General features: G+C 47.4%; 22 protein-coding genes and 1 pseudogene. 15 read left to right on the top strand and 8 right to left on the bottom strand.

Features of this window, described 5'->3' with window-relative positions:
• From ABW391_RS10065 to ABW391_RS10040, 6 genes and pseudogenes are all read left to right on the top strand, one after another.
• A pseudogene (locus ABW391_RS10065) lies at positions 1-306 on the top strand (BatD family protein); the annotation flags it as partial.
• A gap of 54 nt (positions 307-360) precedes the next feature.
• Positions 361-657, top strand: a complete 297-nt coding sequence (locus ABW391_RS10060) for an SCP2 sterol-binding domain-containing protein (protein ID WP_353481727.1) — start codon at positions 361-363, stop codon at positions 655-657.
• A 145-nt stretch (positions 658-802) separates the two neighbouring features.
• Positions 803-1,228 carry a DUF4890 domain-containing protein gene (locus ABW391_RS10055; RefSeq protein WP_353481726.1) on the top strand — a complete coding sequence of 142 codons (426 nt, stop codon included), beginning with the start codon at positions 803-805 and terminating at the stop codon, positions 1,226-1,228.
• 141 nt (positions 1,229-1,369) lie between these two features.
• Positions 1,370-3,127: an SMP-30/gluconolactonase/LRE family protein gene (locus ABW391_RS10050; protein WP_353481725.1), complete on the top strand. Its 1,758-nt coding sequence runs from the start codon at positions 1,370-1,372 to the stop codon at positions 3,125-3,127.
• Between the two features lie 317 nt (positions 3,128-3,444).
• Positions 3,445-3,846 (top strand): ACT domain-containing protein, encoded by a 402-nt coding sequence (locus ABW391_RS10045; protein WP_353481724.1) that lies wholly within the window; start codon positions 3,445-3,447, stop codon positions 3,844-3,846.
• Between the two features lie 348 nt (positions 3,847-4,194).
• Entirely contained in the window at positions 4,195-4,884 is a 690-nt protein-coding gene (locus ABW391_RS10040) for a DJ-1/PfpI family protein (RefSeq protein ID WP_353481723.1), read from the top strand.
• Here ABW391_RS10040 and glgX read toward each other — a convergent pair.
• Positions 4,859-6,979 (bottom strand): glycogen debranching protein GlgX, encoded by a 2,121-nt coding sequence (gene glgX, locus ABW391_RS10035; RefSeq protein WP_353481722.1) that lies wholly within the window; start codon positions 6,977-6,979, stop codon positions 4,859-4,861. The genes ABW391_RS10040 and glgX overlap by 26 nt on opposite strands.
• A 218-nt stretch (positions 6,980-7,197) precedes the next feature.
• On the opposite strand from glgX, the gene ABW391_RS10030 reads away from it, so the two are divergent.
• Both ABW391_RS10030 and ABW391_RS10025 read left to right on the top strand, forming a co-directional pair.
• Complete coding sequence (locus ABW391_RS10030) at positions 7,198-7,425, top strand: DUF8507 family protein (protein WP_353481721.1); 228 nt, start codon at positions 7,198-7,200, stop codon at positions 7,423-7,425.
• Complete coding sequence (locus ABW391_RS10025; RefSeq protein WP_353481720.1) at positions 7,418-7,843, top strand: putative toxin-antitoxin system toxin component, PIN family; 426 nt, start codon at positions 7,418-7,420, stop codon at positions 7,841-7,843. Before ABW391_RS10030 ends, ABW391_RS10025 begins: the two co-directional genes overlap by 8 nt.
• Before the next feature lie 112 nt (positions 7,844-7,955).
• Here the strand turns inward: ABW391_RS10025 and ABW391_RS10020 are convergent, their stop codons facing one another.
• Together ABW391_RS10020 and ABW391_RS10015 are read right to left on the bottom strand one after the other, a co-directional pair.
• Complete coding sequence (locus tag ABW391_RS10020; RefSeq protein ID WP_353481719.1) at positions 7,956-8,213, bottom strand: hypothetical protein; 258 nt, start codon at positions 8,211-8,213, stop codon at positions 7,956-7,958.
• Positions 8,214-8,247: 34 nt separating this feature from the next.
• A complete protein-coding gene (locus tag ABW391_RS10015) occupies positions 8,248-8,682 on the bottom strand; it encodes a GNAT family N-acetyltransferase (RefSeq protein ID WP_353481718.1) in 435 nt (144 codons plus the stop codon).
• A gap of 229 nt (positions 8,683-8,911) precedes the next feature.
• On the opposite strand from ABW391_RS10015, the gene ABW391_RS10010 reads away from it, so the two are divergent.
• Positions 8,912-9,688, top strand: coding sequence for an Fpg/Nei family DNA glycosylase (locus tag ABW391_RS10010; protein ID WP_353481717.1), 777 nt, complete (start codon positions 8,912-8,914; stop codon positions 9,686-9,688).
• Here the strand turns inward: ABW391_RS10010 and uvrB are convergent.
• From uvrB to ABW391_RS09995, 3 genes are all read right to left on the bottom strand, one after another.
• The gene (gene uvrB / locus ABW391_RS10005) at positions 9,674-11,698 is read right to left on the bottom strand and encodes an excinuclease ABC subunit UvrB (protein WP_353481716.1); all 2,025 of its coding nucleotides are present in this window, start codon (positions 11,696-11,698) and stop codon (positions 9,674-9,676) included. The two genes, ABW391_RS10010 and uvrB, sit on opposite strands and share 15 nt — an antisense overlap.
• Positions 11,699-11,802: 104 nt before the next feature.
• The gene (locus ABW391_RS10000) at positions 11,803-13,461 is read right to left on the bottom strand and encodes an adenylate/guanylate cyclase domain-containing protein (protein ID WP_353481715.1); all 1,659 of its coding nucleotides are present in this window, start codon (positions 13,459-13,461) and stop codon (positions 11,803-11,805) included.
• 124 nt (positions 13,462-13,585) lie between these two features.
• Positions 13,586-14,584, bottom strand: coding sequence for a glycosyltransferase family 2 protein (locus ABW391_RS09995; protein WP_353481714.1), 999 nt, complete (start codon positions 14,582-14,584; stop codon positions 13,586-13,588).
• A gap of 271 nt (positions 14,585-14,855) precedes the next feature.
• Between ABW391_RS09995 and atpD the strand changes: the two genes are divergently transcribed.
• The 3 genes from atpD (at position 14,856) to ABW391_RS09980 (ending at position 17,797) form a co-directional block, all read left to right on the top strand.
• Complete coding sequence (gene atpD / locus ABW391_RS09990; RefSeq protein WP_353481713.1) at positions 14,856-16,361, top strand: F0F1 ATP synthase subunit beta; 1,506 nt, start codon at positions 14,856-14,858, stop codon at positions 16,359-16,361.
• A 126-nt stretch (positions 16,362-16,487) separates the two neighbouring features.
• Positions 16,488-16,793 (top strand): FoF1 ATP synthase subunit delta/epsilon, encoded by a 306-nt coding sequence (locus ABW391_RS09985; RefSeq protein ID WP_353481712.1) that lies wholly within the window; start codon positions 16,488-16,490, stop codon positions 16,791-16,793.
• A 242-nt stretch (positions 16,794-17,035) separates the two neighbouring features.
• Positions 17,036-17,797, top strand: coding sequence for an NIPSNAP family protein (locus ABW391_RS09980; protein ID WP_353481711.1), 762 nt, complete (start codon positions 17,036-17,038; stop codon positions 17,795-17,797).
• 53 nt (positions 17,798-17,850) lie between these two features.
• On the opposite strand, the gene ABW391_RS09975 is transcribed toward ABW391_RS09980, so the two are convergent.
• Together ABW391_RS09975 and ABW391_RS09970 are read right to left on the bottom strand one after the other, a co-directional pair.
• Complete coding sequence (locus ABW391_RS09975; protein WP_353481710.1) at positions 17,851-19,488, bottom strand: NAD+ synthase; 1,638 nt, start codon at positions 19,486-19,488, stop codon at positions 17,851-17,853.
• Positions 19,489-19,522: 34 nt separating this feature from the next.
• Positions 19,523-20,377, bottom strand: coding sequence for an ADP-ribosylglycohydrolase family protein (locus ABW391_RS09970; protein ID WP_353481709.1), 855 nt, complete (start codon positions 20,375-20,377; stop codon positions 19,523-19,525).
• A 158-nt stretch (positions 20,378-20,535) separates the two neighbouring features.
• Here ABW391_RS09970 and ABW391_RS09965 point away from each other — a divergent pair, with 158 nt between their 5' ends.
• The 3 genes from ABW391_RS09965 to ABW391_RS09955 all read left to right on the top strand — a co-directional run bounded on the left by ABW391_RS09965 (position 20,536) and on the right by ABW391_RS09955 (position 26,452).
• The gene (locus tag ABW391_RS09965; RefSeq protein WP_353481708.1) at positions 20,536-22,284 is read left to right on the top strand and encodes a DNA polymerase III subunit gamma/tau; all 1,749 of its coding nucleotides are present in this window, start codon (positions 20,536-20,538) and stop codon (positions 22,282-22,284) included.
• A 58-nt stretch (positions 22,285-22,342) separates the two neighbouring features.
• Positions 22,343-23,833 carry a hypothetical protein gene (locus tag ABW391_RS09960; protein ID WP_353481707.1) on the top strand — a complete coding sequence of 497 codons (1,491 nt, stop codon included), beginning with the start codon at positions 22,343-22,345 and terminating at the stop codon, positions 23,831-23,833.
• Positions 23,834-24,076: 243 nt separating this feature from the next.
• Positions 24,077-26,452 carry a M1 family metallopeptidase gene (locus tag ABW391_RS09955; RefSeq protein ID WP_353481706.1) on the top strand — a complete coding sequence of 792 codons (2,376 nt, stop codon included), beginning with the start codon at positions 24,077-24,079 and terminating at the stop codon, positions 26,450-26,452.
• Positions 26,453-26,798: the final 346 nt, after the last annotated feature.

Below are 26,798 nucleotides of genomic sequence, written 5' to 3'. Positions count from 1 at the left end.
CACCTCAACCAGGCAGAAAAACACTTAAAAGCCAACAACAGCCGCGAGTTTTACGATGCCGTTTCCAAAGCCATTTTGGGGTATTTGGGGGATAAACTGAGCATACCCAAGGCGGATTGGTCTAAGGAAAAAATCACCGCAGCGCTGGCGCAACTGAATGTGCAACCTGATTTGGTAGAACGCCTGAAAAAGTTGCTCCAAAACTGCGAAATGGCGCTTTTTGCAGGACAAGCGAATGCCACCGCTATGCAGGAAACCTACACCAATGCGGTGGAGATTTTGACCACCGTAGAAGACAATAATTAGTATATTGGTGTATATTGCAGCGAATATTCGCTAAGTCATTTAATCAAAACTGCCATGACACTCGACGAAATAACCGAACAATTCAAAGCACTGGCCAGCAAAGCGCCTTCTATTGGCAAAACACTCAAATTCACTTTTGATGAAGGCCATGTTTTCCTGGACATGAGTGGCGAGACTCCGCAGGTAAGCAATGAAGACAAAGAGGCCGACTGCAACATCATCACCAGCCTGGAAACCCTGATGGATTTGCGCAACGGCAAACTGAATCCAATGATGGCCGTAATGGGTGGCAAAGTAAAAATCAAAGGAGATATGGGTGTTGCCATGAAGTTGCAATCCTTGTTTAGCTAAAAAGGGCTGTATTAAGTCTAATAAAAAGCCAGTGCCTGCCCTGTGTAAGCACTGGCTTTTTATTTTTTGAAAAAAATTTTCCTCCTGGTGCAGGTACTTTCAACGAAGTTCGTCTAACCAAACTCACCCGTTAAATCAGCATACCATGAACCAAATCCGTGTAAAATTCATTCTGTTTTTCATTTGTTTTTTGGCGCTTTCCAATCTGGGAATCAGCCAAAACATGGATCATCCCGGGCCACCCCCTCCCCCAAGTCCCCAACAAATGGAAAAGATGGTCAACGAACTGGCCAAGGCATTGTCGCTTTCTACCGAGCAAAAGGAGGCCATCCTCAGCATTCAGCTCGACCACCTGAAGGCCATGAAAGAAAAAATGGACAAACAAGCCAAGCAAGGCCTTCCAGATCAGGCCACCATGGAAGCTGCCCGCAAGGAGCTGGATCAAAAAATAATGGCCTTGCTTAGCGCAGAGCAAAAGGCCAAATACACCAAATTTATGGAAAGCCACAAGCCACCCAAAAGAGGTGGCCCAGGTGGGCCTGGTGGACCAGGCGGGCCGCCAAAGCACTAATTTTTTTAAAAGGAGTCTTTCGCAGAAAAATTACTTGCCGCTCAAAAAATCGGAAAGTAATTTTTTGCGTCATACTTTGCCGCATTTTATCCTTATTTTGCATAGTTGTCGTTGCTTTGTAAGCATCCTAAAACCACACCTATGAAAAATCTGATCGCATCGCTCCTTTTGCTCTTTTCTGCTCTTGCCGTTGCACAAACGCCTACCGAAAACTACCCCGCTGATCCCGCTTCAGTTGAAAAAGCTGGTGTGCCCAAGGGTGAGATTTTCAGCTTCACCTTTGACAATTCCAAAATCTTTCCGGGCACTACCCGCGAAGTGTCGGTGTACGTTCCCGCCCAATACCGTGCCGACAAGCCCGCCTGCGTGTACGTCAACCAGGATGGCATCCAGTGGAAAGCACCCACGGTGTTCGATAACCTGATCCACCAAAAAGAAATGCCCATCACCATTGGGATTTTCATCACTCCCGGCAAAGTAAAAGCAGCCAATCCCGATGCAGCGCTTGATCGGTTCAACCGTAGTTTTGAATACGACGGCCTGGGCGACAATTACGCCCGCCTGGTGCTAGAGGAAATTTTACCGGAGGTAGAAAAGAAAAAAACCAGCGATGGTCGAGCCATCAAATTGTCGCAAAGCGGCAATGACCGCGCCATCGGAGGCTCCAGCAGTGGCGCAGTGTGCGCTTTTACGGCAGCCTGGGAACGTCCAGATGCTTTTTCGCGGGTATTCAGCGCCATTGGCACTTACGTCAATCTGCGCGGCGCGGATCGCTACCCTTCCTTGATTCGGAAGTACGAACCCAAGCCTATTCGCATCTTCTTGCAAGACGGTGCCAACGACCTCAACATCTACGCTGGAGATTGGTGGAAAGCCAACGAAACCATGGAACGCGCTCTAACTTTTGCAGGGTATGAAGTCAATCACGTTTGGGGCGAAGGTGCCCACAATGGGCAGCATGGCACGGCTGTTTTTCCACAAGCCATGCGCTGGTTGTGGAAAGATTACCCGAAACCTGTGGCCAAAGGCGTTTCCAAAAATGATTTCCTGAGCGCTATTTTGGTTGAAAATACCGAGTGGGAACTGGTTGGCGAAGGCTATACCTTCAACGAAGGCACCGCCACCAATGCTCAGGGAGAAGTCTTTTTTCAGGACATCCCCACTTCTAAAACCTACAAAGTAGACCTCACCGGAAAGCTTACCCAGTTGAATCTCGATGCCAAAAAATCCAGTGGAACCGCCTTTGGTGCGGATGGCAAGCGCTATACGGTAGCCGGTGGCACCAAACAAATCCTGAGTTATGATGCCAACGGAAAAGAGGCCATTGTGGCCGACAGCATCAGCGGAAACGACATCACCGTGGCCAAAAATGGCAATATTTACATCACTTCGCCGGATGGTCGGGAAAAGCCCAGCAAACTGTACCTGATTCGACCTACTGGCGAAAAGGTAGTGGTAGACGAAGGCTTGAAGTTTGCGAATGGACTTTGCCTATCTCCTGATCAGACCCAATTGTACGTTACCGAATCGGCTTCGCATTGGGTGTGGGTATACCAAATTCAGGCCGATGGCAAGTTGGCTTATAAGCAACGTTTCGGTTGGTTGCACGTACGCGACATCGACGAAAACGCCTGGTCGGATGGCCTGAAATGCGACCGCGATGGGCGCATTTATGTCAGTTCCCTCATGGGCATTCAGGTACTGGATCAATTGGGCCGCGTCAACGCCATATTGCCTGTACCCAAAACCAAAGGCCAGGTCTCCAACATGTGCTTTGGTGGCAAGGATTTTGACACCATGTACATCACTTGCCACGATAAGGTATACAAGCGGAAATTCAAAGTGCCGGGCGTAAATGCGTTTGAAGCACCGATTAAGCCGAAGGCGCCAAGGTTGTAAAAGGGGGCCTGCCAAAACAGATGTTAACTTACGTTGTGATTTATTAACTTTAGGAGATAAGGCTTGTAAATCCATATTTGAAGGTAAGCTTAACGTAAAATTTTGGCTGCGCCAAAACATAAATTCACCACGACGACACGACGAACACGACGTTAGCTCCGCACAACCCGACGCAAGCGTCGGGCAATTGGGGTGCAAAGCACGCCAATCGTCGTGTTCGTCGTGCCGTCGTGGTAAATTAAAATGCAGCGAAGCTGCGAGATTGACTAAACTTAGATCAAGGAATAGATCACAACTTGAGTTAGAAAAACGATAAAATGCCCGGAGAAAAAGACCTCAGCACCCTACTCAAAACCATGCGCCCAATCCTCAACAATGGGGATTACGTTTTTTGTGTCCTTCCCAAGCTAGGTACCATCCCTTTGGAAGCCGCACTAATGTTATTCAAAGAAGCAGAAGGCTACACCATTATTTTGACCCGAGAAAGTGCGGATCACTACCAGATGGCGTATTCCTTTGTTGCCTCCTGGATCACGCTGAGTGTCCACTCTGACCTGGAAGCCGTTGGCCTAACCGCAGCTTTTGCCAATGCCCTGGCCGACGGGGCCGTCAGTTGCAATGTAGTGGCCGCTTTTTACCACGACCATATTTTTGTGGACAAAAAAGACGCCGGGAAAGCAATGGAAATTCTCCAGCACTTGTCGCTGCAAGCGGGCTAATGGATTGATAGTGCATAACTTTGTAATTTGCATAAAAAAACATGAAAACTGTTTTGCTTATTTACCTCGCGCTAGTGATTTGTCAATTCATTTTGGCATTCATTTGCGGGCCATATTCCTGTGAGTGGGGCAATACGGTTTATGTTTGGTATGGTTTGATTGCCTTACTGCTGATTTTCTGTTTTCCCTATTTCAGATCAGAGCTCCCCATTTACCAACGCGTTGCCTACTCAATAGGCTTATCTGCATTGTGGGGAGTGTTTTGGGCTGCTGGTTTTATCGCCGGCGGTTTAAGAATCATATGCAAATTATTTTAGCTCGTGAGTTTGTAATGCTAAAAATTCGCCAATGAAAACCATCGGATTCATTCTCTTTCCAAAACTGACCCAACTCGATTTGACGGGGCCATATGAAGTATTTGCCCGCTTGCCGGACACCCAGGTATTGCTGTTGTCCAAAACCCTCGACCCGGTGGTTACGGAGAAAGGCATGGCCATTTTACCCAATTGCAGTTTTGCCGAAGCACCACAACTGGACGTAATCTGCGTCCCCGGAGGCCCGGGTATCAACGAGTGTTTGACAGATGAAGTCCTGCTCGATTTTTTGCGCCAGCAAAGTGAACAATCCGCTTATGTGACCTCGGTTTGCACCGGAGCCCTGATTTTGGCAGCAGCAGGGTTGCTCAAAGGCTACCGGGCCACCACGCATTGGCTGTCGCTGGATTTGTTGCGCCAATTTGAGGATATAGAAGTGCTGCCCGATCGGGTGGTTCAAGACCGCAACCGCATCACTGGCGGTGGGGTATCGGCAGGAATCGATTTTGGATTGACCCTGGCGGCAACCCTGTTTGATCAGGCTACCGCCGAAGCCATCCAGTTGATGATGGAATACCTTCCGCAGCCCCCTTTTGATAGCGGTCATCCAACGACGGCACCAGACGCGATTGTGGCGCAGGTAAAATTGACAGCGGCGCCGTATCAGGAGCAGCGCCGCAAAATTGTTGCAGCCATTACTAGTGCCCTGGCCACTCGTCCTTAATCATTCCTTCAAAAGTCGTTTCACTGGGCATCATCCAAGCGTCATCGATGTCGGTGCTTTTGGCCAAAAGTACGACCACTGAGCGAGAGGCGACCTGATACACCTCTGAAGACAGTGGCTCAGAAGGCATGGTACTGCTGATGTCATCTGGACTGGGCAGGGCAGTATCTACCAGCCGGTACCAGCCCTTGCCGTCTGGTCTGCTTGGAGCGGGGAGATTGAACTTGAGGCTGTCCCAATAGGCATTCATGACCACGTAAATTTCTTCGTTGTATTCTGGATTGTGCAGCGAAAAGGCCAGACTGTGGGAATCGTCGCTCCAGTCGGGTTCACCGGGTTTGATGCCGTGCCAGTGTACCGTAGTACTTTGGCTGTTGAGAAAATAAGATTCCTGAAAATGGGGCAAGGTCATATTGAGTTTGATCATCTCCTTCACAAAGTGGAGCAAGTCTTTTTCTTTGTCTACCTGTGTCCAATCGAACCAACTGAGCAAATTGTCTTGGCAATAGGCGTTGTTGTTGCCCTTTTGGGTACGGCGTACTTCGTCGCCCATCAGGATCATCGGGGTTCCCTGAGCGAGAAGTAGGATGGCGAAACAGTTTTTGATTTGCCGGAGGCGCAAGGAGTTGATTTCCGGATTTTTAGTTTCGCCTTCTTCCCCACAATTCCAACTTCGGTTGTCGTTGTGGCCGTCCCGGTTGCCTTCACCGTTGGCCAGGTTGTGTTTGTCGTTGTAGCTGACCAGGTCGTTCAGGGTAAACCCATCGTGACAAGTGGCAAAGTTGATGCTGCGATGGGGGTTGCGTTCAGCAGTACGGAAGAGGTCGGGACTGGCCAAGAGGCACTGCATCATTTTTTCCGCGTAGCCACTATCGCCCTTGACAAATGCCCGCATGCGGTCGCGGAATTTTCCGTTCCACTCCGCCCAGCGATCCCCCACAAAATTGCCCACCTGGTACATCTCTACGTCCCAGGCTTCTGCAATGAGTTTGCTGGATGCCAGTACCGGATCTGACTCAATTTCCCAAAGCAATGGCGGATTGGCCATGGGTCGGCCATCACTGTCACGGCTCAATACCGAAGCCAAATCGAAGCGAAAACCGTCCACGCGCATCACCCCGGCCCAATACCGCAAGCAGTGTCGCACCATACGGCGCACCACCGAGTGATTGGCATTCAGGGTATTGCCCGTGCCGCTGTAGTTTTTATAATGGCGTTTGTTTTCGGTGAGGATGTAGTAAGTTCGATTGGCCAAGCCTTTCCAGGAAAACGTTGGCCCGTTTTCGTCTCCTTCCGCAGTGTGGTTGAAGACCACGTCCAAAATCACTTCTATGCCCGCTTTATGCAGGGCTTTGACCATGTCCCGAAATTCGTCCAGGGCACCGAGTGAATCCTGGTTGATAGCGTATCCGTTATGGGGCGCGAAGAAAGAAATGGGGCTGTACCCCCAGTAATTGAGTCTTCCGGTGGGTGCATCAAAGGGATCAAACTGCTGGATGGGCAAAAGCTCCACAGCGGTGATGCCCAAAGATTTCAGGTAGGGTATTTTTTCGATCAAACCCCGATAAGTTCCGCGCATTTCTTGCGACAGCCCAGAAGAAGGATCTTTGGTAAACCCGCCTACGTGCAACTCGTAAATGACCGTACGCTCGAATGAATGATTGGGCGGGGTATCGTCTTCCCAATCGTACAGGTAAGGATCCACCACAATGCCTTTGAGGGCAGTAGCGCAATTGTCTCCGGGATGCCCTGCCTTGTTGCGATCCCAAGTGTCGCTTACTACAGCCAATGCATACGGATCGAGCAATACTTTTTGGGCATCAAAGCGCATGCCCGAATCGGGGTTGTAAGGCCCATGCACGCGGTAGCCATAAACCTGACCATGCTCCATGTCGGGAATGAAACAGTGCCAGTAATAAAAGGTCTGGTGGTGCTGAGGAGTGAGCTGGATGACATGGGTAGGCCGGTGGTGATCGTGCTGATCAAAAAGCAACAATTCCACCGCAGTAGCATTCTGGGCGTACAAGCTAAAGTTCACGCCTTCTGGGGTTACGGTAGCACCCAAGGGGTAACTTTTGCCAGGTAAAACTTGCATAATGGTTGTATTTGCTGGAGTAAATGTAAAGGGTTTTGATGGTTTGCCCCCTGATCGGTAGATTATTTTTGTGCCAACTGAAGATTAAGAACGTGTTTTCTCCTTAGTCTGAGCCTTGCCAAACCAACTAATAATTTTGCGCTACTGCTGGTGTAATGTCTCATCTGGGCAGGGTTGATTTATTTCCAAATAAAACTTAGATTTGTAAAAACAATTCAATGGTGATAGAATCAAAAAAGCTTAGCAATCTTCAACTTGAACTTTTAAAGGTTTTTTCTTACGAGTTAAGCGAAGAACAGCTTTCTGAAATTAGGAATTTATTGGCGAACTATTTTGCAGAAAAAGCTTCCGACCAAATGGATTTGCTTTGGGAACAAAACAATTGGTCTGAAGAAACGATGAACGAATGGGGTAAGGAGCACATGAGAGTAAGGCAAAATGGATAAAACCCTTCGCATTGTTTTGGACACCAATGCGTTGCTGATGAGTTTGCCCCGCAAATCTCCCTATCGGCCAATATTTGACGCATTCCTTTCTGGCAAAATACTATTGCTGATTGACAATGGAATTTTATCTGAATATTTAGAAATTCTTGAAGAACGTACTGACTCAATAGTTGCTCAAAACATTGCTGAGTTATTGATCAATTCCACCAACGTCATTCGTGTAAATGTTAACATTAAATGGTTACTCATCAACAATGATCCAGATGATGACAAATTTGTAGATTGTGCTGTAGCAGGTAGTGCCGATTATCTTGTTACGAACGACAAACATTTCAACGTGTTAAAAGCGCTCGATTTCCCTCCTGTACCTCTAATTTCAGTAGATGCTTTTTTGAAAGTTGTAACTTCGCTAGTCTAAGTCTTCCCAAACCAATCAAAAACATTGTACTATATCGTTGGAATAATTTCAGGCATTTTACCAACAGTCCCCTGCTGTGGAAGACTTACCCCAGCGGTAGGTAAATCTGCGTTTATGCTGCTTTAGCACTAATTTGCCCCAACAAATCTGTAGCCATTCCTGGAAGCCTTAAGAAGCAACGGGTAAATTCAGCTTTTAATAATTGCATTTCAGCAAAATGCAAGGTGTTGGCATCTCTCCAAAATCGATCATTGAGTACTTGACGCTCTTCAACCGTTTCTGCCATGAGATAGAGCGTAAAAAAAGTACGAAAGGTTTTGTTGTCCGTTAAACGGACTACTACGTCTTGTACATGCACATATTTTTTCATCTCTTGGGGTTTTTTATTTGTCGTATTCCCTTTTTTAATCTCCACTTTTGGATGCTACTGCAATTTCTTTGAACGGGCATAAAATTCCCATTGCAAATGTTTCTGGTTTAAACCCATGTTTAAGATAGAAAGCTCTAGCAGCCTCATCTTCTGCTATCAAAACTTGATTATGGAAGTCTTTGAAATGATCAAGCAAAGTATTCATTATTTTGCTTCCTAGTCCTTTGTTCTGCCATTCAGGTTTTACGAGTAGGTCAGGAAAATAAACCGTAAATACGCCATCGCTAATGGCTCGCCCTAAAGCGATGAGTTCTTTCTCTGCATAGGCACAAATTAAGAAGCTTGAGTTTTCAATTGCTCTTATCAGCATATTCGGATAGTCACTATGCCCCCAGCCAACTGAATTGTATAAGTTTACTAGTTGTTCCTTCGATGGAATTTCGTTTAAAACAAAACTTACAGTAAGCATTTGTTTGAGTTTTGCGGATAAATAATGTTAATTCTCGCTAGCCAAAGTCCTCCCAAAATAACCAAAAATATTGCACTACCGCTGGAATAAGTCTTCACCCTTTGAACCAGCAGTCCTCTGCAGCGCAAGACTTGCGCCAGCAGGGTACAGTGAAAATTAAGCCCGTGTTTCTCCCCGTTCCTAAAACCTAACCCCGCTTTCAACTGTTGGCTAAAAAACGAAAAACTACATGCCCGAGCTACCCGAAGTCAATACTTTTCAGCGCTATTTTGATGCCAGTGCCTTGCAGCAACGCATTGCCCGCGTAGACGTGCACGACGACAAAATCATCCGCAATATGGATGGCGCAAGTTTTGCAGACCGCTTGCAAGGCCTCAGCTTTACAGGCTCCTACCGCCGGGGAAAATACCTTTTTGCACACCTGGACAATGGGCATCATGTGCTTTTGCATTTTGGGATGACGGGCGACATTAAGTACTACGAAGACGCCCTGGATCGCCCCAGACACGAGCGGTTTGCTTTTGTGTTCGAAAATGGATTTCAATTGGGATTCGATGATCCGCGCAAATTTGCCCGCATCTTGTACCTGGAAGATTTGCAGGCGTACATCGATTCACTGCCTTTGGGTGAAGACGCGTTGCGCATCAGTGAGGCCGATTTTCTGGCCTTGTTGCAAACCAAAAAAGGCCAACTCAAAGCATTTTTGCTCAACCAGCAGCACCTGGCCGGAGTGGGCAATTTGTACGCCGATGAGATTTGCTACCAAACCAGGATTCACCCGGCTGCGCGGATCGAGGCGCTTTCTCTGGGTGAGCAAAAGTTGATTTTTGCCAGTATGCAGCAAATCCTCAATTACGCGGTAGAGAAAAGGGCGTATTATAAGGATTATCCCGAAGACTGGCTGTGGCAGTGGCGCGTGGAAGGGTTTGTACCCGCAGATGGCCGTGGCATAGTAAAAAAAGCAACCATTGCAGGTCGCACCACCTATTTTTTAGACGGTCTTTAGTTTTTCCCGCAGGGCAAACAGTTCATCGCGCAGTTGCGCGGCGGTCATGAAATCCAGCTCTTTGGCTGCCGCTTTCATTTTGCGCTCGGTTTCGGTTGCCATTTTTTCCAACTGGTCGCGGGTAAGGTAACCCACCAATGGATCGGCGGCAATCGTCGCCATTTCGGGTTCGATGTACGCCTGGGTATTTCTGCCCCTTACGTCCAGGATGGAACGCTGGTTCATGATTTCTTCCTTGGATTTGAAAACCGTTTTTGGCGTAATCCCCCTTTCCTCGTTGTAAGCCATCTGGATAACCCTGCGCCGAACCGTCTCATCGATGGTGCGCTGCATAGAGTCGGTGATCTTGTCGGCATAAAAAATAACCAGGCCATTGGAGTTACGGGCGGCGCGGCCAGCAGTTTGGGTCAGCGAGCGGTCGTTGCGCAGAAAGCCTTCCTTGTCGGCATCCAAAATGGCCACCAAAGATACTTCGGGCAAATCCAATCCTTCCCTCAACAAGTTGACCCCCACCAATACATCAAATCCGCCCAAGCGCAGGTCGCGTAGGATTTCTACCCGTTCCATGGTATCTACTTCCGAGTGGATGTACCTGATTTTGATGTCTAGCTTGGCGAGGTATTTGGTCAGCTCTTCAGCCATTCGCTTGGTAAGAGTGGTGACAAGTACCCGTTCTTCCCGCTGGATGCGCATTTGAATTTCTTCGAGCAAGTCGTCGATTTGATTGAGGCTGGGGCGCACTTCGATCGGTGGATCCAGCAGGCCGGTTGGACGAATCAACTGCTCCACTACTACTCCGCCGGTTTGTTCAAACTCGTAATCGCTGGGAGTCGCGCTCACAAAAATCACTTGATTGACCAGTCCTTCAAACTCCGTGAAGTTGAGCGGGCGGTTGTCCATGGCGGAGGGCAAACGAAATCCGTGCTCCACCAAACTGAGCTTGCGGGCGCGGTCGCCACCGTACATGCCCCGAATTTGGGGAATGGTGACGTGGCTTTCGTCTACGACCAATAAATAGTCATCTGGAAAATAATCCAGCAAGCAGAAAGGTCGGGTTCCAACAGAGCGGCCATCAAAAAAGCGCGAATAGTTTTCCACCCCGCTGCAATAGCCCAATTCTTTCATCATTTCCAGGTCAAAAAGGGTGCGCTCGTGGATGCGTTTGGCCTCCAGCAAACGGCTATCCCGTTCAAAGAATTTTTCCTGGTCATGCAATTCATCCTCGATTTGTCGGAGGATCAAATTGAGGCGATCCCTGGGGGCGATGTAGAGGTTGGCGGGAAAAATGGCTGCATTGCTCATGCGGTCGATGCGCTTGCCCGTTTCGATTTCGATCATTTCGATTTCATCGATTTCATCCCCAAAAAACTTGACGCGGTAGCCGTAATCTACGTAAGGCAAATTGATGTCGACGGTATCGCCGCGCACGCGGAAGGTGGCGCGTTTGAACTCAATTTCGGTGCGCGAGTAAAGACTCTCCACCAATTTATACAAAAATGCATTGCGCGAAACGACCTGCCCCTTTTGAATGCGGATGATCCCCGATTTGTAATCTTCGGGGTTGCCCATACCGTAAATGCAGGAAACGGAAGCCACGATGATGATGTCGCGCCGCCCGGAGAGCAAGTTGGAGGTAGCCCGCAAGCGCAGTTTATCCACCTGCTCGTTGATTTGCAAATCCTTTTCGATGTAGGTATCGCTGACCGAGAGGTAAGCTTCGGGCTGGTAATAGTCGTAGTAAGACACAAAGTACTCCACTGCATTGTCGGGAAAAAATTCCTGCAACTCCCCGTACAGCTGGGCGGTCAGGGTTTTGTTGTGGGTAAGCACCAGGGTAGGCCGATCTACATTGGCGATGACGTTGGCAATGGTAAAGGTTTTTCCCGATCCGGTTACCCCCAATAGCAATTGGGTACGCTCACCCGAGCGCAAGCCATTGGTCAGTTTTTCAATGGCGGTAGGCTGGTCTCCGGTGGGAGAATATTTTGAAACGAGTTGGAATGACGACATGCTGTACGTGTAAGATTGGTAGTCCAAATACACGCTAAAACTACAAAAAGTTTAGCAATGTTCAGAAAAAATGTACTCGGCTTGTACACTGCTGCTGATTTACATCAAGCCATTTCGACCTCACTCGATTTTTTATTCACAAAATACATGTCCACTTCGCCTTTGTTCTTGGCGGGCATTTTACCCCGGTAATCGCAATCGAAGCGGTAGCGGATGAGGTTGTAAGTATCCTGCGAAATGTTGACCTGTCCCGCTTCGCTGTTGGACTCGATGCGGGAAGCCAGGTTGACGGTATCGCCCCAGATGTCGTAAGCAAATTTGATGTCGCCTACTACCCCTGCTACTACCGGTCCGGTGTGCAAGCCAATCCTGGCTTCAAAAAATGGCTTGCCTTGCTTGATGCGGAGGTCTTTGTATTCCTTGAGGTAGGATTGCATGTCGAGCGCTGCCTGAATTAGGTTGTTCGGTAATCCTTTGCGTTCGGATAAACCAGACGCGCACATATAGGCATCGCCGATGGTTTTAATTTTTTCGATGTCGGAGTACTGCTTGATGATGTGGTCAAATGCTTTGAAGCATTTGTCCAGTTCTTCTACGAGTTCTTCCGGTGTCAGTTGCTCGGCGATTCTAGTGAAATTCACAAAATCAGAAAAAAGGACGGTTACCTGATCAAAGCGGCGGGCTTTGGCTTTGCCGTAGGTTTTGAGTTCTTCGACGATGCTTTTGGGCAGGATATTGAGCAAGAGCACTTCATTGCGCAAGCGCTCTTCTTCGATGGTTTTGTTTTTGCCGGCCAGGGTTTTTTCGCTGCGTTTTTTGGCTTGAAATCTGCCAAACATCAAGATGGAAAGCAAGAGGAAGAAAAGGGCAACCACGCCGCTCAGTTGAAGAAACTTGTTGCGGGCTTGTACCTCGTTCTTTTGTTTTTCTGCCTCGAGTTTGGCTTCGGTCAATTGGGTTTGGTTTCTTTCCAATAAAATTTCTTGCTTCAATTTTTCTTTGGAGAGCAAATCAAGTTCGGCCTCGGTTTCCTTTTTGGCCGCCTCGGCCTGTTCTTTTTCTTTGGAAATGCTGGTTACTTCTTTTTTTTGGAGGGTAATGATTTCTTCGTTGATGACGTTTTTTTCCTCCAGCTTTTGGGTAGTTTCTACCAGTTGGGTTTTTTCGGTACTCAATTGGTTTTTTTCTGCCGAAACATCAGCCAGACGCCCCTGCATCTGGCCGATTTGGGCTTCCAGATTGCGTTTTTCGCGATCGAGCGACATGCGTTGGGCGTTGTATTTGTTTTCCAGGTCACTCATGTTGTACCCTTTGGAATTCACAAAAGCGAAGGCATCCTTGGTGATGCGGAAGGCATCGTCGTATTCCCTTAGTTTGGCATAATAGGAACTCAGCCTATCCGAGCTGCGCACAAGCATGTCCAAATCATTGGCTTCTTTGGCATAATTGATGGCACTTTTCATGTACAAAATAAAATTCCCTTTGTCTTTTTTTCGATCGGCAATGGTAGCGATGAGGTAGCTGCTGGCAGCGGCTTGCACTTTGTTGCCACTGGCAATTGATTCCCGACTTGCCGCTTTGGCGAAATTCAGGGCCTTCTCAATATCTGAAGTTAAATATGCATTGGCCAACTGCTGATTCAGGGTGATTTTTTCTTGCGGATTGGTCGATTGTTGGAGCTGCTTTTCCAGTTCCTGAGCCGATTGAGCCTGGCCAAGATTCATGGATAAAAAGAAGAGCAGACCGATAGCGATATATTTCATGGTCAAGTGACTAGTTTTTTTAGGATTACAAAATAACTCTAAAATACACGATTTAGTATTTTTTTTATGCGTTTTTCGTCAGGGCGACGAAAAGTTGATTTGCGGAGCTATCAAATCAGTATTGCTAACAAAACCAAAAATAATCCATCCCTGCATGGAGTCCTAGTTCGTCCAGCAAAGTTTTGATCCCAACTTGATCCACGGGTGAAGCTACCGAAATGATGATCTGCATTGGTCCGAAATCCTTTAATCTGGACTCCTCCTCCATGATTACCCCATAAATTTGTTGTCCCCACTTGCGGGGATTGTCACATACCCAGCGAAACTTGACCTTGGCTTCGTTGAGCATGGTCGCAAAAGTTTTGCCTCTTGGCCCAGCGCCCCAGAGTACCAATTGTCGGGTGGGGTCGTGATCGAGGGCCAGAAACCAGGGTAATTTCATGCGGAAGTATTTCTGGATGTCGTATGCCTCATTCATGCGGGTAGTGCGGTCTGCGTGGTCGCGCCAGTAGAGCAGTACTTCGGGAACGGTGAGTGGTTGGAGACCAATTTGGCGGAAACGAAAAATCAAGTCGTAATCTTCGGGTTTGATGTTGGGTTCAAAAGCACCAGCACGCAGCAAGTCCTCGCGGTAAACCAACCAACATGGGGCTGGGATAGGGCAATCCCGGTAGATTTCTTCCCATTGCCGGCCTTCCAGGTTGACTTTGTTGATCCATGCGCCATAGCGGGCATAGCCTTGTCCCAATTCAGCATCAGCAAAATATTCCACCAGTCCAACACTCAAATGACCGGGGCCATGGGCAAGCAAAAGGGAGTGCATCCGCTCCAACTTTTGGGGTGCCATGATGTCATCGGCATCCATGCGGGTGATGAAATTCCCGCTGCTGTGCTGCAAAGCAAAGCGCAATGCAGGAATCACCCCTTTTTCCGGATTGCGGATAGGCCGAATCCGGGCATCGCGCTGCTGGTACTCCGCCAGGATCTGCGGAGTCGAATCGGTGGATTGATCATCGATGGCCAACAGTTCCCAATCGGAATAGGACTGGGCCAAAACGCTGTCGAGGCATTCGGCCAGGTAACGCTCTTCATTGAAAATGGGCAAAAGGATGCTGATGCGCATAAAAATGGTTTAATACCCGCAAAAGTAGGCAACACTTCTGAGAGTCTGTTTGGGTAAAAATTATATTCTGTATGGAGGTCAATTCTAAAATATATTCTTCGTCATTTTTGCTGACGCAAAAAAAAGATTGGAGCGGAGGCTGTTTGACCATTTGTGCAGGATTTAAATTGTATAACTATTAATTTTTCTTTTGATTCTCAGTTCTAAAGCCTAACTTTGCCGCGATTTTGAAGCATCTTAATCAATTAATCTTCAAACTGTTGATATAGTTATGGCAAATATCGGTCACGTCAAGCAGATCATTGGACCCGTAGTAGACGTATCCTTTGCCAATGAGACTCTTCCAGAGATCTTCAACGCATTGGAAATCAAACGCACAAATGGTGATGTACTCGTATTGGAAGTACAGCAGCACTTGGGCGAAGACAGTGTTCGCGCAATTGCAATGGATTCCACGGATGGTCTTACCCGTGGCACGCAGGTAGTAGACACTGGTCGCGCTATCTCGATGCCCGTAGGCGAAGGTATCCGCGGTCGGTTGTTCAACGTAGTAGGTCAAGCAATTGATGGCATTCCACAACCTGACTCTAGCCAGGTTTATCCCATCCACCGCAAACCACCACTATACGAAGAACTTTCCACTTCCAAAGAAATCCTGTATACGGGGATTAAAGTGATTGACCTGATCGAGCCATACATGAAAGGTGGTAAAATTGGTCTCTTTGGGGGTGCGGGTGTAGGCAAAACCGTATTGATCCAGGAACTGATCAACAATATCGCCAAGGGATACGATGGTATCTCGGTATTTGCTGGTGTGGGTGAACGTACCCGTGAAGGCAACGACTTGATGCGTGAAATGCTGGAAGCCGGTATCATCAAGTACGGCGAAAAGTTCATGCATTCTATGGAAGAAGGCGGCTGGGATCTCAGCGGTGTAAGCACTGAAGACCTGAAAGAATCCAAAGCAACCTTCGTATTTGGCCAGATGAATGAGCCTCCGGGTGCACGTGCTCGCGTGGCGCTTTCAGGTTTGACCATTGCCGAATACTACCGCGACGGTGATTTGAGCGACCCAAGTGGTGGACGCGATATCCTTTTCTTTATCGACAACATCTTCCGTTTTACTCAGGCTGGTTCTGAAGTATCTGCCCTTTTGGGTCGGATGCCTTCAGCGGTAGGTTACCAACCAACCCTGGCTACGGAAATGGGTTTGATGCAAGAACGCATTACCTCCACTCGCCGTGGTTCGATTACTTCGGTACAAGCGGTATATGTACCTGCGGATGACTTGACTGACCCCGCTCCGGCAACAACTTTTGCCCACTTGGACGCAACTACGGTATTGAGCCGTAAAATTGCTTCCCTGGGTATCTATCCAGCCGTAGACCCACTCGATTCTACTTCTCGTATCCTCGATCCTCGGATCATTGGAGACGTGCACTACAATACTGCACAGCGGGTGAAAAACCTGCTGCAGCGTTACAACGAATTGCAAGACATCATCGCCATCCTGGGTATGGAAGAATTGTCTGACGAAGATAAGCTGGTTGTATCGCGTGCCCGTAAGGTACAACGTTTCTTGTCTCAACCTTTCCACGTTGCGGAGCAATTCACCGGTTTGAAAGGTGTATTGGTTCCTATCGAAGAAACCATCCGTGGCTTCAACATGATCATGGACGGCGAGGTTGACCAGTATCCTGAAGCAGCTTTCAACCTCAAAGGTAGCATCGATGATGCTATTGAAACAGGTAAGAAGATGTTGGCAGAAGCCGCATAGTTTAGTTGAAAAGTTAACACTGGTCGCTTCGGCCACTCCCGGTCGCTGAGCGAAGTCGAAGCGCCGGGAGTGGCCGAAGCGACCAGTGTTAACTTTTCAACCCTTCAACTTTTCAACTTTTCAACTATGAATATTACCGTACTTACTCCTGATCGCGAAATTTTCGCGGGATCGATCAAATCGGTTAAAGTACCGGGTGTGAATGGGGAATTTCAGATCCTGCAAAACCACGCTCCGATTGTATCTGCTTTGTCTGCGGGCAAGGTAACCATCGTTACGGCAGCTGGCGATTACCATTTCTTCGATCTGGTCAAAAAAGAACAGGTAGAAGGGACGCAAGCGGATCAAAAAATTGTATTCCAGGCAGATTCTGGTTTTGTAGAAGTTTTGAACAATGACGTTTCTTTGCTCCTTACCGGAGTGAAAGCATAGTTAAGTGCTACATCTATTAGGGGAGGGTAGTTCTAGGATGGAGCTACCCTCTTTTGGTTTCGGACATATGAAGCAGTGATTATAGATGAAAATAATGCCCGAGTACGCAGATCAAAATAACGCACTCTTCTTTTGATAAATTCGTTTATTCCTATCGATTTTAACAATTGTGTATGTTTCTATAAACTAAGGCTTGGCATTTCTCGAACTAAATTGTAGTTTAGCCAGAAAAGTTTGTCGCTATGGGAATGGTTTATGCCTTTTTTTTATGTTTCTCCAGCCTTTTTTCAGCAAATGAAAAGCCCAATTTTGAAAAAGAACCTCGGTATTATGAGTTGCAAATTCATTATGCGGAACCAGGGCGGCTCAAGTATTTGCAAAACCGCTACCGTCGTATTGCAATGCCCTTGTACCGCAAGCACAACATCCAGGTAGAAGGATGTTGGTCGCCTACCGACCCCAAAGATGAACGGATCTTCAGCGTACTGTCTTATTACAACCAAGCGGCATGGTTGCGAGCCACCAAAGATTTTTTGCGCGATCCACGTTGGAAAAAAGGCATCATCGAGTCTGAAACCGTGGGCAAACTGGAAACCAGAACTGAAAAGCTTTTTCTCAGTTGTACAGATTTTTCAGGGCTAAAATTTCCCAAATTTGGTACCAAAGGCCGTGTTTTTGAATTGCGTACCTATACACCGACCCCTGGAAAACTGCCCAATCTCCTGGAGCGTTTTCGCAACCATACTGTCAAACTTTTTGAAAAATACGGCATGACCAATCTGTGGTACTGGACTGTAGTGGATGCTTACCCACCACAGGAAACCCTGGTGTACCTGCTGTCTCATCCCAGTCAGGAAGCTGGCCTCAAGGCATTTACCGATTTCCGCAACGACCCAGAATGGATCAAAGTGCGCAAAGACTCTGAAGACAAAGCGGGGGGGACACTGACGGTAAAGGTGGAATCTTTGTACATGAAACCACTGGATTTTTCTCCGATGAAATAAACCGTACGGGCATCCCTTCGTGGATGCCCTTGGACAACCACGAAGGGGTGTCCCTACGATAGATACTTTCCGACAATTGGCATCCGCCGGCCCATCCCAAATGCCTTGGCCGATACCCGCAATACTGGTGCGGTTTGGTGGCGTTTGAATTCATTGACGTTGACCATGCGCAGCACCCGTTTAACCAGGGCGTCATCAAATCCCATTTCGATCAATTCCTTTGGCCCTTGATGGCGCTCGATGTAGTTGTACAATACGGCATCCAGTATGTCGTAATCGGGTAGGCTGTCGCTGTCTTTTTGGTCGGGGCGCAATTCGGCAGAAGGTGGCTTGGAGATGGAGTTTTCGGGGATCACTTCACCATCCTTGTTGATATAGCCCGCCAGTTCGTATACTTCGGTTTTGTACACATCGCCGAGTACCGAAAGGCCGCCACACATATCCCCATAGAGGGTTCCATAACCAACTGCCATTTCACTTTTGTTGCTGGTATTCAAAAGGATATGACCAAATTTATTGGAAAAAGCCATCAACAACATGCCTCTTATCCGGGCTTGCAGGTTTTCTTCCGTGATGTTGAAGGGAAAACCCCAAAAGTGTGGCTTGAGCGTTTCCATGTAGGCTTGGTACATGGGTTCTACCGGAAGCAAATCGTATTGTACGCCCAGGTTTTGCGCCAGTTGTCGGGCATCATTGACGGAGTGATCAGAAGAATATTGAGAGGGCATCAGAAGTACCCGAACGTTGTCTGCGCCCAGGGCACGAGCCGCCAAAACAACGGTTACCGCTGAATCGATTCCTCCAGACAAGCCCAAAATCGCTTTTTTGAGTCCCAGTTTGCCAAAGTAATCTCGAATCCCCATCAGCAGTGCATCGTGCATGAGGTCGATCTTTTCCCGGGGTTGTTCCATTTGTTTTTGCCCGGCCATCACTTCATCCAGTTCGTACACCCGGATGCATTCCTCAAAGAAAGGCATCTCATCGTGTACGTTGCCATTGGGCGACATCACTACTGAGCCGCCGTCGAACAGCAGTTCGGTTTGACCGCCAACGTGGTTGACGTAAAAAATCGGCACATTGTAGCGCTCAACATTGGCGCGGATGACGTGGATGCGTTCAGGGGCATGATTGTGCGAAAACGGAGAGGCCGATACGTTGATCATCAATTCTGGCTGAAAAGGCATCATTTCGTCCATAGGGCAAATGGTATAAAGCGGGTTTTCGTTGCCCACATTCCAGATGTCTTCGCATACGGTAAGGGCGATGCGTTTGCCCATGTATTCCAGAATCTTGAATTCGGAAGCAGGCTGAAAATAGCGGTATTCATCAAAAACATCGTAGGTGGGCAACAAGGCTTTGTGCTGTACAAATTCAACCCGGCCGTAGGCCAGAAAGTATACAGAATTGTACAAATCTTTGCCCTCCGGGTTGGGATTGCGGGTGGGAGATCCTACTACGATGGCAATGCCACGAGCAGCTTGAGCCAGGGTTTGGATACTGGCATCGGCTTGACGGATAAAATCATCGAATTCTAAAAAATCGCGGGCGGGATAACCGCAAGTAGCCAATTCAGGAAAACAGATGATGTCAGCTCCTTCCTGTCTGGCAGATTCCGTCATTCGCAACATTTTGGCCAAATTGCCTTCAAAATTGCCAATGTGGGCGTTGAATTGGGCGATAGCAATACGCATGGTTATCTATTGATTTCGTTTTTACATTTGAAGATCAACCTCTGGTCGCTCTTGGCAATTGCGCGAGGAGCTTTTGATCGAGTTGTTCGATATAACTGTATCCAAAAGGGCCATTTTCCAATTGTACAAACATCCATTTCGGCAGATCCTGTTCAATTTCGGAACACACGCTTCCCAAAGCCATGACCAATGAAGCGACCGTATCGGTATCTCCCCCTAAATTTACCGCGTCGATCAGCATCTTGCTCATGCTTTCTCCTTGGGTCACCAGACTCAACACCGCTTCTACTGTTTCTTTGCCCTTCATGGGTACTTCACCTTGCCAATTGCTTGCCCATTGCAGGTGCTGCCAATCGGCCAAGTACTGAATCAGTTGCGCCTTGCGGCCTTTTTCGTACATAAAAAAATGGGCAATCAAGGCAACTGCTTGGGCGGAACGAATCCCCCAATCCGTATCATGGGTGATGGCTGCCTGCATGGTCGCTTTTTCGAGTACAGCCTTTTCTGTACTCAACACCCCGATGGGGTAAGCGCGCATGGCCGAACCATTGTGCTCGCTTTTGGATTTAATTTTGTCCAATAGCTCTTGTCCAGAGTTTACTTCTTTGAGCAATCCAAAAAAACGGAAGGCATATCCTTGGCGTACATCGCGTTTAAACACTTCTACAAATTTATTGGCTATGTTGAGGCGGGTCAATTCCAAGCCTTCCACAATCAGCTCAGCCAATGCCAAGGCCATTTGGGTGTCATCCGTGTAATGACCACAGATGGTTCGATAAAATGGATGGCGTTTGTATCTTTTCAATTTGTTGCGCCGCCGAATAATCAGGCGGTATACAAACTCAAAACCTGCTCCATATGCGTCTCCGATAGCACCCTCCAATAGCATAAGCCTGGTTTTATGGTTCAAAAATACGATAACTTAGTTTAAAAGTCAAACTAAGTGGCGAAGAATTTTTTTGTCCCTCCTCCCTTTAACAGTTCTAATTTTGTAAATTTGCAAACTGTGCTGGCTTACCAATGTTTCAGCACCTCAAAATCGGTTCAATGAGTAATTTTGTCGTTTCGGCTCGCAAATACCGCCCAATCACTTTCGAAGATGTGGTTGGTCAAGAACACGTGACCAACACCCTCAAAAATGCGTTGCGCAGCGATCATTTGGCGCATGCTTTTTTGTTTTGCGGACCACGTGGTGTTGGCAAAACGACCTGTGCCCGTATCTTGGCCAAGGTAATCAACTGTCAAAATCCTGGCACTGACCTGGAGCCTTGCAATACCTGCTCGTCTTGTACTTCCTTCAACGACAATGCTTCTTTCAACATTACCGAGCTGGATGCGGCTTCCAACAACAGTGTAGAACACATCCGCGCCCTGATCGAACAAGTACGCTTTCAACCCCAGCAAGGTAAATATAAGGTGTTTATCATTGATGAGGTACACATGCTTTCTCAACAGGCATTTAATGCTTTTTTGAAAACCCTGGAAGAACCGCCCAGCTACGCCATATTTATCTTGGCCACTACCGAAAAGCACAAGATCATTCCCACTATTCTGTCGCGGTGTCAGATTTTTGATTTCAAACGCATTCAGGCGCCATCGATGGTGCGGCATTTGCAGGGCATCAGTGCAAAAGAAAACATTGTAGCGGATGAAGAGGCATTGCACGTCATTGCGCAGAAGGCCGATGGAGCCCTTCGGGATGCCTTGTCAATTTTTGACCGGATCGTAGCGTATTCCGGTCAGCATGTCAAATATGAAGATGTAATCCTCAACCTCAATGTCTTGGATTACGATTTTTACTTCAAAATTGTTGACGCGTTGCTAGTGGAAGACATGTCGCAAGTGATGCTGATTTTTGATGAAATCCTCAACAAGGGTTTTGAATCGGATATTTTCATCAATGGTCTGGCCGAGCACCTGCGCAATTTGCTGATGTGCAAAGACGCCCAAACCATCAACTTACTGGAGCTCACGGATAGCCTCAAAGAGCGCTACCGCACCCAGGCACACATTTCCCCCAGTTCATTTTTGCTCACGGCCATGAACCTGTGCAACGATTGCGACATCAATTTTCGGATGGCCCGCAACAAGCGCTTGCATGTAGAAATGGCACTCATCAAAATGACCTACATCAACCGGGCGGTTGAGATTGCTGCACATGCGGCTGAAAAAAAAAATCCTGAACCTGACGTAAAAATTGCTCAGTCGGTCAACATTCCGGTTTCCAGTGAAAAAAACAATGGGAGCAGTGCACCTTCTGAAAGCAATGGAATACAGCCAGAGCAAGGTGCTGGTGCGGTACCAACCAAATCTATCGGAAATAATGCTCCTGCTCACTTGGTTTCCACCCCACGTATTGGAAGACTGGACGACTTGATGGCCGAAGTACACGCAGAGTCGGCACAATCCGCATCCAAGCCAGTACGCAACATCGATCAGGAAAACGTACAACAAGCCTGGATTGAATACATATCCAGCGTTGAGCAGGAAACTACCCGCAATATTTTACGCGATATTCCGCTTATCTGGAAAGACCCTGTACTGACCGCTAAGGTAACTTCCAATCTGGTAGAGAGTACCTTGCGTCAGGAACGCAACTTGATGGAGCACCTTCGGCAAGTATTTGGTCGAACTGATTTGATCTTACAAATTGATCTGGAAAAAACCCCTTCTTCCGATAAACCCAAACCCATCCGACCACTCAACAACAAAGAAAGACTATTGGCCATGTATGAAAAAAATCCCCAGGTGAAAGAATTGGCAGAAAAACTTGGCCTGCGTTTCGATGGGGATTAAAATTTAACAGACCCTTAGTAACGCAGAAAAATTAACTTCCCGAAATGATTAGCCCAGCATGAAAAAGTTTTACCTTCTCCTGACTCTGTCCTGTTTTATTGCAACCCTGGCCCTTCCCCAAGTCGTAGAACTTCAATTTCGAGAAGCCTTACCAATTGGAGGCAGTAAAGTGGTGTTGATTCGCCAGAACGACCTGAAATTTCCAGGGATCATCGACCTGCAAGTTTTGGGCAAAGGCGGAAAAGAACTGGCTCACGCAGATCTGAACCTTCAAATTGAAGGTGCCCGAACTAAAGTTGAATCCGTGTTTAAATGGGGCAATCGCATCAATCTGTTGCTGGCCCATTACTACCCCACCCAGCGCAGTACCGCTTATGAATTGGTACAATTGACCTGTGACAGCCTCAAAAAAGTGCTGACCAAGTCTTTTGGTAAAGTGCGTACCCCTCCGATTACTGTTTATGCTTTTTGTGGTTTTAGCATTTCTCCCGACAGCACCAAAATGATGTTTTACAGCTGGCCCATTGGCCCGCCGCAGGATTCTGTAAACTTATTGGTACAGGTTTTTGACCAAAAAATGGAATCTCTGTGGAACAGAAAATACGTTATAGGCTACACCAATAGCAATTTCTTGGTCAATGGTTGTTTGATGCGCAACGATGGCAGCGCTTTCATTTTTGGAGAAAATTATTCTGCAAAATTTACTGCAAGTACCCTGGTACAAGAAAAAAACATCGAGCGCATCATTTTGCTCATGTCTGGAAAAACCGCCAAAGTTGACCTGATTCGACTGGAATTGGGCGATTACAGCCTGGCCAATTTGACTTATTCCATGAACCGTGCTGGTGATATGGTAGCCAGTGGTTTTTTCCGTAAGTCGGAAACTTCGGAATACAAGGGACTTTTCACCATCAAGATTACTGCTGCCGCCAACCAAACCATTCAGCGCTTGAACATCATCGACAAGAAACTATTTGCTTCAGCGTTGAACATTGCTGCCGAAGACCGATTTTTGAGTCGGGGGCAAATGGACCGCACCTTATTTGGATATGACCTGGGCAAGCTCCACGCTGACGAGGATGGCAGCTATGCCCTAGTGGCCTCCCGCCGCGACAATACCCTGGTGGTTGACATCCGACCCGATATGGTATTGCAACGCATCCGGGTAGTGCCCACACCTTTTTCTTTTGCAACGCCCCGTCCTGGTGATTTTGCGCAGGGTTACTTGTCTGGGTTTTACTTTCGGCAGGTCGACAAGTATTACTTCATTTTCGTGGATCCCAATAATGGAGCGACCGACGACCGTGGAAAAAAATTGCGCACCGACACTCCGGCCCGCGCTTTTTTGGTGGAGATGAAAGAAATTGGCCGTCTGGAAACGCGCCCTTTTCAATCTAAGTTTGCACTACGCCCCAATGCCGTTCTTGCACCCCAACACTGCCGTCAAATCAACGATGAATACGTTTTTTTGATGGGTACAGAACAAGGGAAGAATGGCGATTTGTCGTTGGTGTACGTCATCGAGCAGATTGCGGAAGTAGTAAAATAAGAATTTGAAAAAAACTTCCCCAAACAAGGAACATTACCTTCCATCCAAGACACCTCCTTTTGCAACCAGGTATTCTTGGTTCACTATTGGATGAAGTAAGATGAGGTAAAACGGCTTAGTAGCCCGCCAGAAGAATTGTTCTGGCGGGCCTTTTTTTTTGCAATCCCTACCTTCCTTTCAAGAAATTATTGAACTTTACATTAAGTACAGAAATCTGTTTTCCATTTTCAAAAGCCAAGTATTATGCCCAAAATGCCCTCCTTCCAGTACCTCTGGATTAGCCTGAGTATGTTGTTGAGTAGCCAACTGTTTGCTCAACCCGTTTCGAACCACGGCAATAAGTTTGAGCAAATTACCGATCTCTTACCCGATCCCAACAATTACCGCAATATAGATGGTGCTCCGGGGCCTCAATATTGGCAGCAGCGCTGCGATTATGACATCGATTGCACCCTGGATGTAAACAACCAGCAATTGAGCGGCAGCGAATTGGTCACTTACTACAACCAGTCTCCTCAAACGCTGCGCTACCTTTGGTTGCAGCTCGATGAAAACCAGCACGCCGCCAACAATCCCAATCAGGTTTTTGACCCCACCAAAATCCGGGCCAACATGAGCGAATCCCAGATGCAAGGACTGGATCCGGCCAATGGCAAAGACAAATTTGGTTGCAAAATCCAGGAAGTGGCCGACGCCAATGGCAAAACCCTCCAATACACCATCAACCAAACCATGATGCGCATCGAATTGCCCGAGCCCCTCAAGCCAGGCAGCTCCTTTTCTTTTCGCATCAAGTGGAGCTATTTCCTTGTTGACCGGATTAAAATATCCGATATTGCCAGCAACAGCGCTACCAACCTGGCCCGTGGCGGCTACGAATACTTCCCTGAAGACGACAATTACCTGTTTACCATCACCCAATGGTATCCTCGCCTGTGTGCGTACAGCGATTTTGCGGGTTGGCAAAACAAGCAATTCACCGGTCGTGCCGAATTTGCACTCACTTTTGGCAATTTCCTGGTCAAAATGAATCTTCCTACTGATTATGTGGTAGCGTCTACCGGCCAATGCCTCAATTACGCCACTTTGCTCACTCCTGCCCAGTATGCCCGCTGGCAACAAGCCCAGCAATCCAAAGAACCCATCGAAATCGTGACCCTGGAAGAGGCCAGGAAGAATGAAAAAGCAAAACGAGCTACCGATCTCAAGACCTGGATTTACAAAGCCGAAAACGTACGCGATTTCGCGTGGGGCGCCAGCCGTAAATTTGTTTGGGATGCCCTGGCCAATACAACCGAAGAAGGCAAAAAAGTAATGTGCATGAGTTATTATGGCAAGGAGGCTTACCCCATTTATCGGCGGTTTTCCACCAAAGCCATTCAACACACCATCAATACCTACTCCAAATACACCATCCCATTTCCGTATCCGACCGCCATTTCGGTAGAAGCGGCCAATGGCATGGAATACCCCATGATTTGCTTTAATCCCGGACGTGCCGAAGCAGATGGTACCTATGATGAAGAGACCAAAATCGACGCTGTTTCCACCATCATCCACGAAGTAGGACACAATTATTTCCCAATGATCATCAACAGCGATGAGCGGCAGTGGAGCTGGTTTGATGAGGGTTTCAACAGCTTTGTGCAGTTTGTGGCCGAAAGGGAAATGGACAACAACTATCAGCCCTGGTTTGGGCCTGCCCATCAGATCGTGGACTACATGAAGTTGCCCAAGGATCAGTTGGAGCCCATCATGACCAACAGCGACAACATCGTCGATTTTTTTGCCAATGCTTACCGCAAACCCGCTACCGCACTCAATATCTTGCGAGAAACGGTGATGGGCCGCGAGCTGTTCGATTACGCGTTTAAGGAGTATTGCCGCCGCTGGGCATTCAAGCACCCTACCCCCGGCGATTTTTTCCGCACCATGGAAGATGCCAGCGGCGTAGACCTGGATTGGTTTTGGCGGGGCTGGTTTTACACCACCGATGCTGTAGACATTTCGCTGGACAGCATCAACTATTACCGAGTGGATTTGGACAACAACCCCCAACGACAGGAGATTTCGGAATCCATCAAAGCAGAAAAACCTTTTATCGACATCAACAAAATACACAACAAACAGGCCGGCAAAGTGCCTTTGATCGAACGCGATACCACCCTGAAGGATTTCTATACCACTTATCGCCCCTGGGAAACCGCAGACTCGGTACAGGAAATCAAAACTTACCTGTATGATCAAACCTACAGCAAAGAAGAAAAGGCCAATCGTTTTGGCAACAAACATTACTATGAGCTCCAGTTTAGCAACAAAGGAGGACTGGTGATGCCCATTATCTTGGAATGGACTTTTGCAGATGGCACAACCCAGGTTGACCGCATCCCTGCGGAAATTTGGCGCAAAAATGAAAACCAGTTCAAGAAGGTATTTGTGAAAGACAAGATGGTCAAAGCCGTACGCCTAGATCCTTACCGCGAAACCGCCGACATCGACGAAAGCAACAACAATTGGCCAGTGAAACAGGTGCCCACCCGTTTTCAGGTGTTTAAAGCCAATAGGGTGGAGGTAGGGCTCAATCCAATGCAGAAGTCGAAGAAAAAGGTAAGACCTTAATGGGCAAAAAAAAGGAGGCAGCGCTACCACAGCACTACCTCAGCCCTAACCAAATAAAACCAAATTATATTCTTTGAAAACTTCTTCAAATCGTGAAAAACAAAGGAAGTTATTGTAAAAAGTACAATTACAAATTTTTCAATAACTTGTTGTTCTTTTTAATTGATAGCGCTAAAATATGCGCATTTTTTGAAAAAATCAAATCTTTTTAGAAAAAAGGCACTTTGTTTCATTTACAAACAAAGTTCTTTTTGAGCAAATAAATTTTATGCTAAGTAAGCAGCCCTTTTTGGCAATGATTATTTGCTTTTTCGCCGAAATAGAAAATTTATTTCCAAAATGGAGA

It is taken from the genome of Haliscomenobacter sp. (assembly GCF_040403615.1).
Taxonomy (GTDB): Bacteria; Bacteroidota; Bacteroidia; order Chitinophagales; family Saprospiraceae; genus Haliscomenobacter.
The sequence above is the reverse complement of the archived record's forward strand: the minus strand, read 5'-3'. Positions and strand labels throughout refer to the sequence as shown.